Consider the following 14,806-nt stretch of genomic DNA (forward strand, 5'->3'; position numbering starts at 1 on the left):
CCACTCCAGAAAAGGAAACCGGGCCGGCCCGGTGCGGACAGTCGAATTCGACACTATCCACGCCGGGCCGGCCCGCGAACCCCTAAACCATTCACTGCCCCGGCAGCGTCACCGCTTCGATCGGGCTCTTGCGCATCGCCAGCCGCGCGGACAGCGACGTCACCGGCCAGATGATCAGGAACACCGCGAGCACGACCGCGAGGAACACCCAGATCGGCCCGGACGGGATGATCTGGCCGGTGCTGATCGCCATCGGCAGCACCGTGAACAACGAAATCACGATCCCGAGCACGAGCCCGGCCACCGCCACGATGCCGCCTTCGATGAACAGCATCCGGCGCACCTGCCCGCGGTCCGCGCCCGCGAGCCGCTGCGCGCCGAACTCCCGGCGCCGGGCCAGGACGGCGACGGCGAGGGTGTTCACCGCCGCGATCGCCGCGTACGCGATCGCCAGCACCGCCAGGAGGTAGTTGATCATCGCCTCGACGTCCGCGCCGGCCTGGAAGCTCTCCAGCAGCGCGTCGTCGCCGCCGACCGCGATGCCCGGCCAGTCCTTCAGCCGGTCGCTCAACGCGGACACGACGTCGCTGCCGTCGGCCGCCTTGACCAGCACCTGGGCCGCCATGCCGCTCGTGGTGTGGGCGGTGAGGAGGTCGACCGGCAGGACCATGCTCGCGTAGCTCGACGGGCTGTCGAGCAGCGCGACGACGGTGACCTGCGCCTGCGCCCCGTCGCCGAGCCGCATGGTGATCTTGTCGCCGACCTTGAGCTCGAGGTCGTCCGCGACGGCCTCCGGCAGCGCGACCGAGTCGCCGGTGAGGTTCTTCAGCGACCCCTGCGTGACTTCGGTGGCGAGCACGGTGCCGCCCTGGTCCTCGGCGGCGACGCCGAGCAGGCGCAGCGGGTCGCTGCCGTTGCCGTCGTAGGGCTGCTCGATCCAGCCGGCGCTGGTCACCAGCGGCGACGCGGTCGCGACCCCCGGCGTGCTGCGGATCTGCGCCAGTGCCTCCGGCGCGATCCCGCCGGCCGCGGTGCTGATCACGGCGTCGGCCTTCAGCTGGTCGGCGTAGGCGGCGATCTGCGCCTTCTGCGCCGTCGTCTCCGAGTACACGTTGCCGAGCGCGACGGCCGTGGCCAGGGTGATCGGCGTGAGCACCGCGGCGAAGCCCACCGCCCGCGCCCGCGAGTTGATCACCGCGAGCGTGGCGTCGCGGCCGGCGACCCGGCGGACGAACGGGCCGAAACGGTCGGCGACGTAGGCCATGATCTCCGGGCCCAGCAAGGCCACCGCGATGGCGCCGGTGAGCACCGCCGGACCGCCGATCGCGCTGGCGGTGTCGGCAGGCATGAACAGCGTGGTGCCGGCGAGCAGCACCGTCGCGATCCCGAAGACCACGGCACCCATGCGCCGCAACGGGTTCACCTTGGCGCTCGGGATCGACGCCTCGGCCAGCGCCTGGATCGGCCGGGACCGCGACGCGGCCAGCGCAGCGAACCACGCGGCGGCGTAGACGATCACGAGCGTGGCGACGACGCCCGCGCCGAACGCGATGATGTCCTGCCGGAACACCAGCTCGTCCGGCACGATCCCGATCGACATGCTCGTGGCGAAGATCTGGTTGCCGAGCAGGCTGCCCACGACCACGCCGCAGAGCGCGGCGACGACGCCGACGGCCATGGTCTCGGCGACGACCATCCGGTGCACCTGCTTCGGCGTCGCCCCGGTGGCCCGCAGCAGCGCGAGTTCCTGCTGGCGCTGGCGCACGGTGAGGCTGATCGTCGCGGAGACGACCAGCGCCATGACCACCAGCACCATGCCGCCGAACACCGCGGCCAGCAGGATCAGCGGGAGCCGGCTGCCGTCGACGCCGAGGAACTCGGCCGAGCCGCGGTCGTCGCCGGTCAGCACGCTGACGCCGGGCACCTGCTCCGCGATGCGCGCGGCGAGCTCACCCGCGTCCACGCCCTCGGCCGGGAACACCCCGGCCAGGTCGGCGCGGCCCTGGTGCGGCGAGAACTGCTGCGCGTCCGGCGCGGAGAAGAAGAACGCCGGCGCCGTGACGGGCTGGGCCGGTTCGGCGACGCCCGCGACGGTGAGGGTCAGCTTCCGGCCGTCGATCGCGAGGTCGACGGGCGAGCCGGCCTTGAGCCCGGCCGCCTCCGCGGTGGCCGAGTCGACGACGACCTGGCCCGGCGCCTGCGGCTGGGTGCCGTCGCGCAGGACGTACCCGCCGAGCGCGGCGGAGTCCCAGCCGTGTCCGGAAAGGACGGACGTGCCCGCGGGCGCGCCGTCCTTCAGCAGCACCGCCGGGAACGAGACGTCCGGGACGACGCGCTGGACGCCTTGCACCGCACCGATCTTGACGAGCTGGTCCGCGGCGAGCCCCGCGCGCTCGGCGTAGGGCACCTCCTCGGACTCTTCGTCCGGCAGCTTGAACGCCGACGAACCGCCGACCACGACCGGCGTCGCGGCGAGCCGCTGCGGCTGCGCCTGCAGCACGATCGCCGTCTCGAACAGCCCGGCGCAGGCGATGAGCAGGCCGCAGCCGATCAGGATCGCGACGAACGACGCGAGCGACGCGGCCGCGCGGTAGCGCAGGCTCGCCAGCGCCAGGTTGAGCACCACCCGCCGCGAACTCACCGCTGCCCCCGTGCCTGCTTGGCCCGCTCGCCCAGCTGCGCCAAGGTCGCCGCGACGGCCTCGACGCTGGGCGTCGCCATCTGCGTGACGATCTGGCCGTCGACGAGGAAGAGCACGTTGTCCGCGAAGGACGCGGCGACCGGGTCGTGGGTGACCATCACGATGGTCTGGCCCGCGCTGACCAGCTCGCGCATCAGGTTGAGCACCTCGAGCGCGGTGTTCGTGTCGAGCGCGCCGGTCGGCTCGTCGGCGAAGACGACGGCGGGACGGCCGGCGAGCGCGCGGGCGATCGCGACGCGCTGCTGCTGGCCGCCGGACAGCTCGCCCGGGCGGTGCTTGACGCGCTGGGTGAGCCCGACGCGCGCGATCACCTCGTCGACCCACTTCCGGTCCGGCTCGCGGCCGGCCAGCAGCGTCGGCAGGGTGACGTTCTGCTCGACGTTCAGCGCCGGCATCAGGTTGAAGGACTGGAAGATGAACGCGACGTGCTGACGGCGCAGTTCGGTCAGCTTCGTCTCGCTCTTGCCCTTGAGGTCGGTGCCGACGAGCGTCACGCGGCCGGAGCTCGGCTTGTCGAGGCCCGCCGCGCAGTGCAGCAGCGTGCTCTTGCCGGACCCCGACGGGCCCATCACGGCGGTGAAGGTGCCGGCCGGGAAGTTGACGGTGACCCCGGCCAGCGCTTCGACGGCGCTTTCGCCGGAACCGTAGGTCTTGTGCACCGCGTCCAGCTGGACCGGCGACTCGACGGAAGTCATCGTGGGCACGTCGTTCACTCCGATCCTTCCCGGGCGCGGCGCGCCGGGTCGAGGTACCACCACACGGCCAGGACGATCCCGCCGCCGACGATCGTCCACAGCCAGAACGGCGCCTTGAACGACATGCTGATCAGGCTCATGAGCAGCCAGATCACGAACTGGATGCCGCCGACGACCGCCCACACGATGGTGACGACGCGGCGGGCCAGACCGCCGGTGGACCGGGTTCCTTCTGTGCTTTCGGGCATCCATCTCCCCCTGTCGACGTCCGGCCGCACGGTCGGATTAATCGTGTAAGGCTTACACAGTTTAGCGCAGTACCGCCGAACGGGGAAGGCGGCCCCGGTTCAGGGGATGACGCGCATCCGGCGGTCCCAGTCCCGCACGCCCCACACGCCCACCGCCAGGACGCCGCCGCCGAGCACCACCCAGACCAGCCACGACGGGTCCCACTGGCCGCCGATGAGCCCGATGAGCAGCCAGACGACGAAGTTGGCGACGCTGACGAAAGCCCACAGCGTGCCGGCGATCCGCGGGGCCGCCTCGAGGGCGGGCGGCGCGGCCGGGCCGGCCCCCGCGACCGCGGCCCGCAGCGCGGCCTGGGTGGTGGCCAGCCGGACGCGGGCGAGCCGCCGGGCGGCCTCCCCGCCGTCGTAGGCACCGGTCGACCGGCCGTGTTCGATCTCGGTGGCCGCCAGCTTCCGGTCCAGCTCGGTGACCCGGCCCAGCCCGAACCGGCTGCTCTCGCTCACAAGCACTCGCCCCCAGCTCCGATTAGTGTAAGACTTGCACAGTTTACTGAAACGGACCGCGGAGCGATAGATGCCGACCGAACCCGAGCCGGACGACCGTCCGGACCTGCCGCCCGGGCTGGCCCCGGCGTGGGGTGCCGCGCCGCTGCGGCCCCGCCGTGGCCCCAAGCCGTCGCACAGCCTGGACCGGATCGTCACGGCCGCCGTCGAGCTCGCCGACGCCGACGGGCTGGCGGCGGCGTCGCTGCCCAACATCGCCGCCTCGGTCGGCCTGTCCACCAACGCGCTGTACCGGTACGTCGGGTCGAAGGAAGAACTGCTGGTCCTCCTGGGCGACGCGGGCTTCGGGCCACCGAGCCCGCTGACCCCGGATGCGGATTGGCGCGGCGCGGCGCGGGAGTGGGTGTACGCGGCACTGGACCGGTATCGCGGCCGGCCGTGGCTGCTGGATTTGGGCTCGCGCGGCAGCGCGGTGACACCGAACCGCCTACGGTGGATCGAGCAGCTGCTGGCCGTACTGGCCGAGGCCGGCATGTCCGATGTGGACGCATTCGGCTCGGCGCTGCTACTGGGCGACTTCGCACGAGCGACGGCCGACCGGCTGCGGGCCCGCGCCGATCCGGACTCGGCGGACTCGCCGGCGCGAGCCCGGGACGTGCGCGCATTCCTGCGCCCGTTGCTGGCCGAGGGCGGGTATCCGCAACTGGCCGAGCTCGCCGCCCGGGGCGAGTACCCGGGGGGTGGTTCGGTGGACTTCGGACTGGACCGGGTACTCGACGGCATCGCGGGCCTGCTCACCGCCTCGCCGGCCTGAGCGGTCCCCTCCGGAAACGACATGAACGACCCTTTCATGTCGTCTGGTGACATGAACGACCCTTTCATGGCATTTCGCGTGGGAAGGGCGGGGCGGCGCCCCGGGGGAGGAGGGGCGCCGCCCTGGTCTGTCAGCCGAGCGAACCCAGCCAGGTGTCCACGGCTTTCGCCGTCGTCTCGGCGTCGGTGTCCACCAGGCTGAAGTGGTCGCCCGGCACCGTCACCTCCGTGTCCGCGCGGCTCCACGTCGAGCGCCAGGAGTCGTCGGCCGGAGCATCGCCGAAGTGGCTTTCCGGGCGGACGAGCACCGTGGGGGCCGCCACCTCGCCCAGCACCGCCGACTCCAGCAGGTCCAGGTAGCGGGCCATCGCCGTCAGCTTGTCGCGGTCGAAGGGGCCGAACTGCTCCTCGCGCTCGATCATGCCGGCCGCCATGTCCGCCACCGTGTCCGCCGTCGGCTCGCCCGCCGCGTCCATCTCGTAGGTGTCGAGCAGGACCACCGCCGCCGGGGCGGAGCCGGCCTTCTCCAGCCGGGCCGCCAGTGCGTACGCCAGTACCCCGCCGGACGAATACCCCAGCAGCGCGAACGGCTGGTCGCCCGCTCCGAGCCGGGCGCTCTCCTCCAGCACCTCGAGCAGCGCGTCGACGTCGGCCGGCACCGGCTCGCCCGTGCGGAAGCCCGGTGTCGGCAGCGCGGCCACCCCGCGGCGGCCGCGGAAGCGGGCCGCCAGTTTCGCGTACTGGTACTCCCCGCCCAGCGCCGCCGGCGATGGGACGGCCAGCAGCCGCGGGCCGTCCGGGCCGTCGGCGAGCGTCACCGGGCGGGGCACCGAGCCGAGGCCGGCGACGCCGGTGAACTTCGGCCGCAGGTTCGCCGCGGCGCCCAGCAGCGCGATGCCGTTCTCGACCTGCCCGCCGCGGACGGCCTCGACGAACAGCTCCTTCACCGGGTCGCCGCCCGTCGCCGCGGGGGCGCCGGCCAGCAGCTCCAGCAGGTGCGCGGCCAGCGCCGCCGGGGTGCCGAGGTCGAACACCGCCGACCCCGCCAGGGTGACCCCGGTCGCCTCCGCGATCCGGTTCCGCAGCTTCAGGGCCGTCAGCGAGTCGAAGCCGAACTCGAGGAAGTGCGCGTCCGGGTCGATGGCGTCCGGGCCGGGATACCCCAGCAGCCCGGCCGCCTCGGCCAGCACGAACCACTGCACGCCCGCTTCGGTCCGCTCGAACGAGACAGGCGCCTCGGTGCGCGGCGCCGGCAGCTCGTGGTCGCCGATCGCGTGGCGGGCCTCCATGTCGACGGTGGGCCAGTAGCGGTCGCGGTGGAACGCGTAGCCCGGCAACGGAACCGTCTTCACGGCGCGGCCGGCGAACATCCGCGTCACGTCGAGCCCGGCGCCCGTCACGTGCAGCCGGGCGGCGGCCAGCAGCACCCAGCGCACCGTCGGCAGCGCGCCCAGGTCCAGGGTGTGCGTCGCCTCGAACTCCGGGACCGCCCCGCCGGGCGCCCAGTGCGCCGGATCGCGGAAGTCACCGGAAGACGCGAAGGGAACCCGCGGTTCGTCGTAGGTCAGCTCCGCCGCGATCTCCACCAGCTCGTCGAGCAGGTCGTCCTCCAGCGGACCCTCGGCCATCAGCTGGCCGCGGTGCGCGACGAGCTTGACGGCGTCGGCCAGGGACAGCACGCCGGCCAGGTGCGCGGCGGCGATCTCGCCGGCGGCGATCCCGGCCAGCACGTCCGGCCGCTGGCCCCAGCTTTCGAACAGCCGGGCCAGCGCGACGCCGGTGCTGAACGCCGCGGCCTGGGCGAACTCCGTCCGGTCGAGCAGTTGCGCGGCCGCCGTTCCCGCGGCAGCGAACACGACCTCACGCAGCGAACGCCCGAGATAGGTGTCGAACCCGGCCGCCACGCGGTCGAATTCCCGGGCGAACGCCGGGAAAGCGGTGTACAGCTCGGTGCCCTGCGTCGCTTCGCCGGGGAGCAGGAAGGCCGTCGTGCCACCGGGCCGCGCCCGGCCCACGACGTCCAATGTGGACAAGGCGGCGCGGATCTCGTCGAGGTCGGCGCCCACGACCGCGGCGCGATGGGCGAACAGTGGCCGCCGCTGGGCCAATGAGTGGGCGACGTCGAGCAGGTCCGACGACGAGCCGAGCCGCGCGAGCAGCGCCCGCGCCTGGTCCGGCAGGGCCGCGGCCGTCCGGGCCGAAAGGACCAGCGGCGGCAGCACGCCACCGGTGTCCCCGGCCGGTTCGCCCGCGACGGCGTCGACCGCCGGGGCCTGCTCCAGGATCACGTGCGCGTTGGTCCCGCTGTACCCGAACGCCGACACGGCCGCGCGACGCGGACGCGAGACCTCGGGCCACGGCCGGGCCTCGTCGAGCAGGCGGACGGTCCCGGCCGACCAGTCGACGTCGGCCGTCGGCTCGGCCGCGTGCAGCGTGGCGGGCAGCAGGCCGTGCCGCATCGCCTGCACCATCTTGATCACGCCGGCGACCCCGGCCGCGGCCTGGGTGTGGCCGATGTTGGACTTCACCGAGCCGAGCCACAGCGGCTCGCCCGCCCGGTCCTTGCCGTAGGTGGCCAGCAGCGCGCCGGTCTCGATCCGGTCGCCCAGCGGGGTGCTCGCGCCGTGCCCTTCGACGGCGTCCACTTCGGACGGCGCGAGCCCGGCGGTGGCCAGCGCGCGGCGGATCAGCCGCTCCTGGGCCGGCCCGCTCGGTGCGGTGAGGCCGTTGGACGCGCCGTCGGCGTTGACGGCGCTGGACTTGACAACGGCGAGGACCTCGTGGCCGTGGCGGCGCGCGTCGGACAGCCGCTCGATCACCAGCACGCCGACGCCTTCGCCCCAGCCGAAGCCGTCGGCCGCGGCGGAGTAGGGCTTGCAGCGGCCGTCGCGGGCCACCGCGCCGTCCACGAACTGCGCGAACGGCGCCGGCGAGACGAGCGCGGACACGCCGGCGACCAGCGCCAGCGAGCAGTCCCCGCCCCGCAGCGCCTGCGCGGCCTGGTGCAGCGCGACCAGCGACGACGAGCACGCGGTGTCCACCGACACGGCCGGGCCTTCCAGGCCGAACGCGTAGGCGACGCGGCCCGAGACCACGCTGCTCAGCGCGCCCGACCCGCGGTAGAGCCCGCCGCCCTGGGCGAGCGCGTCGCCCGGGTCGTAGTCCGACTGCATCACGCCGACGAACACGCCGGTGGTGCTGCCCTTCAGCGACAACGGGTCCACGCCGGCGTTCTCGAGCGCGACCCACGAGGACTCGAGCAGCATCCGCTGCTGCGGGTCCATCATCACGGCCTCGTTCGGGCTGATGCCGAAGAAAGCGGCGTCGAAGTCGGTGGCGTCGGGGACGAACCCGCCCTGCGGGGTGCCGCCGTCCGGCGCGACCTGGGGCAGCCAGTGCGCCATGTCCCAGGCCCGGTCGCCGGGGAAGTCGGTGATGCCGTCGCCGCCCGCGGCGACCAGCCGCCACAGCGCGTCGGGGCTGTCGGCGCCGCCGGGGAACCGGCAGGCCATGCCGACGATCGCAATCGGCTCGTCGTGCCCGGCACCGGTCACGACCTCCTCGGGCTCCCCCGTGTCGGCGAGGTCGCCCAGCAGCGACTCGTGCAGGTGGGCGGCCAGCTCCGCCGCGGTCGGGTGGTCGAAGACCAGGGTTGCGGTCAGGCTGAGGCCGGTGGCCTCGTTGAGCGCGTTGCGCAGCTCGACCGCGGTGAGCGAGTCGAAGCCGAGGTCCTTGAACGCGCGGTCGGCGTCGACCAGGTCGGCCGAGCCGTGGCCGAGCACCGCGGCCGCGTGCTTGACCACCAGGTCGCGCAGGTGGTCGAGGCGCTTGCCCGCAGGCAGCCGGACCAGTGTGCCCAGCAGCGAGTCCGCGCCGGCCTCGCGGCCGGACACCGTCCGCCGCGCCGCCGGGACGAGCCCGCGCAGCAGGTCCGGGACGCCGCCGGCGTCGCGCCACGCGGGCAGGTCGAGCTTGATCGGGACGTAGACCTCGCCGGCCGCGGCGACCGCGGTGTCGAACAACGCCAGGCCCTCGTCGACGCCGAAGGCGCCGAGGCCGCGCTTGCCGTGGGTCTCCCCCGCCATGCCGGCGGCCGACTCCCACATGCCCCAGGCGAGGGAGTGCGCGGGCTTGCCCTCGGCGTGGCGGACGGCGGTGAGGGCGTCCAGGAAGGCGTTGGCGGCGGCGTAGTTCGCCTGGCCGGGCGCGCCGAGCACGCCGGCGGCCGAGGAGAACGTGACGAACGCGGTGAGGTCGCCGGCCAGCTCGTGCAGGTGCCAGGCGGCCAGCGCCTTCGGGTCGAAGACGCCGTCGACGCGCTCGGGGGTCATCGAGGCGAGGACGCCGTCGTCGAGCACGCCCGCGGCGTGGACGACCGAGTCGACCGCGTGCTTCTTCAGCAGGGCACGGACCTTCGCGCGGTTCGCGAGGTCGGCGGCCACGACGGTCGCCGACGCCCCCAGCTCGGCCAGTTCGGCGACCAGCTCGGCCACGCCCTCGGCGTCGGGGCCACGGCGGCTGACGAGCACGAGGTCGGTGACGCCGTGCTGCCGCGCGAGGTGCTTCGCGACGAGCTTGCCCAGCGCGCCGGTGCCACCCGAGACGAGGACCGTGCCCCACTCGGGCGCGGTCCCGGCTTCGGGGGTCGCCCGGGCGAGCCGGGGCACGGTCACTTCACCGTCGGCGACGCGGACCGCCGACTCGTCGGCGGCGGCGATCGCGGCCAGCTGCTCCGGCGTCGCGCTGCCCTCGACGAGCACGATCCGGCCCGGGTTCTCGACCTGCGCCGAGCGCACGAGCCCGGCGACGGCGGCACCGGCGAGGTCGCCGTGGGTCACCACGACCAGGCGATCCGGTCCCGCCAGGCGGTTCTGGAGCTCGGCCAGGGCACTGTGGACGGCCTTCTTCGCCGCGGCCGCCGTCGCTCCCGGGGCAACCTCGTACACGGCGACGTCCTCGGTGCTTTCGGGGAGCGCCGCCGGGACCCAGTCGATCCGGTAGAGCGAGTCGGTGCCGGCGGGCACCGCGCGGGCCGCGGCCAGCTGCTCCTCGCTGATCCGGCGCAGCCCCAGCGCGCCGACCCGGGCGACCGGGGCGCCTGCCGAGTCGGCCAGCCGCAGCTCCACCGTCTGCTCGCCGGTCGGGTGCACCTGCACCCGCAGCGCGGACGCGCCCGCGGCCAGCAGCTCGACGCCGGACCAGGAGTACGGCAGCGTCGTGCCCTCCCCCGCCGCGCCGCTGAGGCCGATGGCGTGCAGCGTCGCGTCGAAGACCGCCGGGTGCAGGCCGAACGCTTCGGCGCCGAGGCGCTCCTGTTCGGGCAACGCGACCTCGGCGAAGACGTCGTCGCCGAGCCGCCAGACCGCGCGCAGGCCCCGGAAGACCGGGCCGTACGCCATCCCGGCTTCGGCGAGCAGGTCGTACATGCCCTCGATGTCGACGGCTTCGGCGCCGGCCGGCGGCCACGCGCTCAGGTCGAACGCGGGACCCGCCGTGGCGGGTTCGAGGGTGCCGTCGGCGTGCCGGGCCCAGCCGCCGGTCGCGGCGAGGTCGTCCGGTCGCGAGTGGACGCTGATCGCCCGCGAGCCGTCGGCGGCGGGCGTGCCGAGCCGCACCTGGATCCGCGCGGCGCCGTGGGCCGGGAGCACCAGCGGGGCGTGCAAGGTCAGGTCGCGGACGCGGCCGCAGCCCACCTCGTCGCCCGCACGGACGGCCAGCTCGACGAACGCCGTGCCGGGCAGCAGGATGGCGCCGCCGACGACGTGGTCGGTGAGCCATGGGTGGGTGGCCGCGGAGATCCGGCCGGTCAGCACCACGCCGTCGGCGTCGGCCAGCAGCGTGGCCGCGCCGAGCAGGGGGTGGTCGACCGGGTCGAGGCCGAGCGAGGCGAGGTCGCCGGAGTCCGACGACACCTCCAGCCAGTAGCGCTGGTGCTGGAAGGCGTAGGTCGGCAGGTCCGCCCGGCTCGCGCCGCGGGCGGCGAAGTGCGCGGCCCAGTCCGGCACGACGCCGCGGACGTGCAGCGCGGCCAGGGCGGTGGCGAGCGCGACGTCCTCCGGGACGTCCCGGCGCTGGGCCGCGACGGCTACCGCGGTGTCCGAAGTGGACTGCGGGACGACGGCGGTCAGCGGCGCGTCCGGGCCCAGCTCGAAGAACCGGTTGACGCCCTCGGCGGCCAGCGCGCGCACGGCGTCGGCGAACCGCACCGGCTGCCGCACGTTGCGCACCCAGTACTCGGGGTCGGTCAGCTCGGCCGAGACCTCCGCGCCGGTGACGCTGGAGATCACGGTCAGTTCGGGCTGCGCGTAGGTGAGCGTCTTCGCGACGGCGCGGAACTCGGCGAGCATCGGCTCCATCAGGCGCGAGTGGAACGCGTGCGAGACCTTCAGCCGCGTCGTCCGCCGTCCGGCTCCGGCGAACTTGTCGCCGACCGCGGCGACGGCGGCCTCGGCGCCGGACAGGACCACCGAGCGCGGGCCGTTGACGGCGGCGACGTCGACCGTCCCTTGTGGATCGTGGGCGGCGACCTCCTCAGGCGTCCCTTCGACGGCGACCATCGCGCCGCCGGCGGGCAGGGCCTGCATCAGCCGGCCGCGCGCGGCGACGAGCTTGGCCGCGTCGGCGAGGGAAAGCACGCCGGCGCAGTGCGCGGCGGCGAGTTCGCCGATGGAGTGGCCGCACACCGCGTCCGGCGTCAGGCCCCAGGACTCGACGAGCCGGAACAGCGCGACCTCGAAGGCGAACAACGCGGCCTGCGTGTTGCCGGTCTGCGCCAGGGCGTCGGCGTCGGTGTCGATGACTTCGCGGATCGGGCGGTCGAGGTGCTGGTCCAGCTCGGCGCAGGCTTCGGCGTACGCCTCGGCGAACCGCGGGTACGCGGCGGCCAGCTCGCGGCCCATGCCGGGGCGCTGGGAACCCTGGCCGGAGAACAGGAAACCGGTGTTGGTCTCGCCGCGGGCGACGCCGGTCAGCGCGCCCGGCTCGCCGCCGGCGAACCCGCGCAGCGCGGCCAGGAGTTCGGCGCGGTCGCTCGCCACCACGGCCGCGCGGTGGTCGAGGTGCGTGCGGCCGGCGGCCAGCGTGCGGGCGACGTCCAGGAGCCGGGCGGGGTTCTCGTCGAGGTCCGTGAGCAGCCGCGCGGCCTGCGCCCGCAGCGCCTGTGGCGTCCGGCCGGAGAGCACGAACGGGATCGCGGCGGTGTCGCGCGGGGTCTCGGCGGCTTCGTCCGGTTCCGGGGCTTCCTCGATGATGACGTGCGCGTTGGTGCCGCTCAGGCCGAAGCACGAGACCGCGCCGCGCCGCGGGTGGCCGTTGCGCTCCCACGGCCGCCGCTCGGTGAGCAGCTCGACCTGCCCGGCACTCCAGTCGACCTGCCGGGTCGGCTGGTCGACGTGCAGCGTCTGCGGCAGCACGCCGTTGTTGAGCGCCAGGACGATCTTCAGCACGCCGGCGACGCCCGACGCGGCCTGCGTGTGACCGACGTTGGACTTCACCGAACCCAGCCAGAGCGGGGAGTTCTCGGGACGGCCCTGACCGTAGGTCGCGAGCAGCGCACCGGCCTCGATCGGGTCGCCGAGCTTCGTCGCGGTGCCGTGTGCCTCGACGACGTCGACCTCGTCCGGGCTGACGCGGGCGTTGGCGAGCGCCTGGCGGATCACGCGCTGCTGGGCGGGGCCGTTGGGCGCGGTCATGCCGTTGGACGCGCCGTCCTGGTTGATCGCGGTACCGCGGACGACCGCGAGCACGGGGTGGCCGTGGCGGCGCGCGTCGGAAAGCCGTTCCACGAGCAGCATCCCGCAGCCTTCGGACCAGCCGGTGCCGTCGGCGGAGTCGGCGAAGGCGCGGCAGCGGGCGCTGCGGGCGAGGGTGCCGTCGAGGCTGAACTCGACGAAGGTGCGCGGCGTCGACATCACCGAGACGCCGCCCGCGAGCGCGAGCGAGCACTCGCCGGACCGCAGGGCCTGCACGGCCATGTGCAGCGCGACCAGCGACGACGAGCACGCCGTGTCGATGGTGACGGCGGGGCCTTCCAGGCCGAAGGTGTAGGCGAGCCGGCCGGAGATGACCCCGGACGAGCCGTAGCTGCCCTGGTAGTTGTGGTACATGGTGCCGGCGAACACGCCGGTCGGGCTGCCCTTCACCGAGTGCGGCGCGATGCCGGCGCGTTCGAAGGCCTCCCAGGAGGTTTCCAGCAGGAGCCGCTGCTGCGGGTCCATGAGCAGGGCCTCGCGCGGGCTGATGCCGAACAGGTCGGCGTCGAAGTCCAGGGCGTCGTGCAGGAACCCGCCTTCCCGGACGTAGCTCGACCCCGGGCGCTCGCCGGCCGGGTCGTAGAGCCGGTCCAGGTCCCAGCCGCGGTTGGCGGGGAACTCGCCGATGGCGTCGACGCCTTCGTCCAGCAGCCGCCAGAACTCCTCCGGGGTGCCGGCCCCACCGGGGAACCGGCAGGCCATGCCGATGATCGCGATCGGTTCCCGCGCCGCCTCGGTCAGCCGCCGGTTCTTCTCGCGCAGCCGCTCGCTCTCCTTGAGGGAGGCACGGAGCGCACCGACCAGCTTGTCTTCGGAGTTGCCCACGAGTCCTCTTTCCTTCCACGTCGCCTGCGCCGGAAGGGGATCAGGCGCCCCCACAGCAATGCGGTTGACGATACGAGCGCGCCGCGGGCGTCCCCACCCCTAAAGGCCCCGGAGGACACCGGAACCGCGCCCCTAAGCGCGGCGGCCGTCAAGATCGGCCGGCTTGAACGCCCCGAGACCCGAGCCCCGAGCGCCCCAATGTGGCGTTGGTTGCGTCTGACGCACCGAACGCCACATTGGGTGCGTTGGATCAACACTGCGGCGCGAAGCGCCTCCGTTGAGGGCGGTGGCGGGGGCATGGATGGAGCACCGAACGCCACATTGGGTGCGTCAGACGCACCGAACGCCACATTGGGGCGCATCGGCCGGGCCGCCCGCGCCGCCCCTACGCTCCGCGTTCCCCGCCCCGCCAAGGTCCGCTTTAGACGGTCTTTAGGGGTTGTCCGCACTGGTCGGCGGATGTCAGATTTCCGGCAGGAACTTCGATCCGTGAATGCCGTGCTCGCCCGCTCGCCTCGGCGAGGAGCCGGTTCGGGAATTGGCTCGCCTCTTCGGAATGAGACTGGGGATCCGGTATGCACAGGAAAATTCGCAAACTGCTGGTCGTGGGCGCACACGGGGACGACGAAACGCTCGGCGCCGGCGGCACCATCGCCCGGCTCGCCGACGAAGGCGTGACGATCTCGCTCTGCATCCTGACCAACGACGACGGTTCGCGGTCGGCCGACGGCTCCGGCGTCGTCAACCGCACCGCCGCGATCGAGCTGGCCGCCAAGACGCTCGGCATCGAACGCGTGCGCATCCACGAGTTCGGGGACAACCGCCTCGACACCGTCAGCCACCTCGAGCTCAACCGGGTCGTGGAGAACGAGGTCCGCGACTTCGAGCCCGACACGATCCTCAGCACCAGCATGTGCGACCTCAGCACCGACCACGCGCTGGTCAGCCGCGCCGCCCGGGTGGCAGGCCGGCCCGGCAAGGGCAGCGTGCAGGAGGTGCGGACCTTCGAGATCCGCTCGGCCACCGACGTCGGCGAGGCGTCCGGGCTGCCGGTCGCGTTCCGCCCCAACTGCTGGCAGCGCCTCGACGACTCGCACCTCGAGCGCAAGATCGAGGCGCTGCGCGCGTACGGCAAGGAACTCGAGCCGTGGCCGCACCCCCGCAGCGAGCGGGGGGTCCGCGCGCTGGCGGAGTACCGCGGTTCGCAGATTTCCACCGGCCTCGCCGAAGCCTTCGAAATCGTCCGGGTCGTGCACTGACCTTCGTCCC

The 14,806-nt window shown here is 73.8% G+C and carries 6 protein-coding genes and 1 pseudogene; 2 read left to right on the forward strand and 5 right to left on the reverse strand.

Annotated elements, in window-relative coordinates:
- Positions 1 to 91: 91 nt before the first annotated feature.
- From BLW76_RS30870 to BLW76_RS30885, 4 genes are all read right to left on the reverse strand, one after another.
- Positions 92 to 2,641, reverse strand: a complete 2,550-nt coding sequence (locus BLW76_RS30870; RefSeq protein WP_091314009.1) for an ABC transporter permease — start codon at positions 2,639 to 2,641, stop codon at positions 92 to 94.
- Positions 2,638 to 3,396, reverse strand: a complete 759-nt coding sequence (locus BLW76_RS30875) for an ABC transporter ATP-binding protein (RefSeq protein WP_091320074.1) — start codon at positions 3,394 to 3,396, stop codon at positions 2,638 to 2,640. Before BLW76_RS30875 ends, BLW76_RS30870 begins: the two co-directional genes overlap by 4 nt.
- A gap of 14 nt (positions 3,397 to 3,410) precedes the next feature.
- Entirely contained in the window at positions 3,411 to 3,644 is a 234-nt protein-coding gene (locus BLW76_RS30880) for a hypothetical protein (protein ID WP_091314010.1), read from the reverse strand.
- 99 nt (positions 3,645 to 3,743) lie between these two features.
- Positions 3,744 to 4,148, reverse strand: a complete 405-nt coding sequence (locus BLW76_RS30885; RefSeq protein WP_244170394.1) for a hypothetical protein — start codon at positions 4,146 to 4,148, stop codon at positions 3,744 to 3,746.
- Positions 4,149 to 4,218: 70 nt separating this feature from the next.
- Here BLW76_RS30885 and BLW76_RS30890 point away from each other — a divergent pair, with 70 nt between their 5' ends.
- Positions 4,219 to 4,962: a TetR family transcriptional regulator gene (locus BLW76_RS30890; protein WP_091314014.1), complete on the forward strand. Its 744-nt coding sequence runs from the start codon at positions 4,219 to 4,221 to the stop codon at positions 4,960 to 4,962.
- Positions 4,963 to 5,092: 130 nt separating this feature from the next.
- On the opposite strand, the pseudogene BLW76_RS30895 reads toward BLW76_RS30890, so the two are convergent.
- Positions 5,093 to 13,504, reverse strand: a pseudogene (locus tag BLW76_RS30895) (SDR family NAD(P)-dependent oxidoreductase); the annotation flags it as partial.
- A 638-nt stretch (positions 13,505 to 14,142) separates the two neighbouring features.
- Here BLW76_RS30895 and BLW76_RS30900 point away from each other — a divergent pair.
- Positions 14,143 to 14,796, forward strand: coding sequence for a PIG-L deacetylase family protein (locus tag BLW76_RS30900; protein WP_244170395.1), 654 nt, complete (start codon positions 14,143 to 14,145; stop codon positions 14,794 to 14,796).
- Positions 14,797 to 14,806 lie beyond the last annotated feature (10 nt).

The organism is Amycolatopsis tolypomycina (assembly GCF_900105945.1).
GTDB lineage: Bacteria > Actinomycetota > Actinomycetes > Mycobacteriales > Pseudonocardiaceae > Amycolatopsis > Amycolatopsis tolypomycina.

What these genes read in the sequence shown, in the direction of transcription:
- BLW76_RS30890 (WP_091314014.1), top strand. Translation starts at nt 4,219, where the DNA reads ATGCCGACCGAACCCGAGCCGGACGACCGTCCGGACCTGCCGCCCGGG.
- BLW76_RS30880 (WP_091314010.1), bottom strand. Translation starts at nt 3,644, where the DNA reads ATGCCCGAAAGCACAGAAGGAACCCGGTCCACCGGCGGTCTGGCCCGC.
- BLW76_RS30875 (WP_091320074.1), bottom strand. Translation starts at nt 3,396, where the DNA reads ATGACTTCCGTCGAGTCGCCGGTCCAGCTGGACGCGGTGCACAAGACC.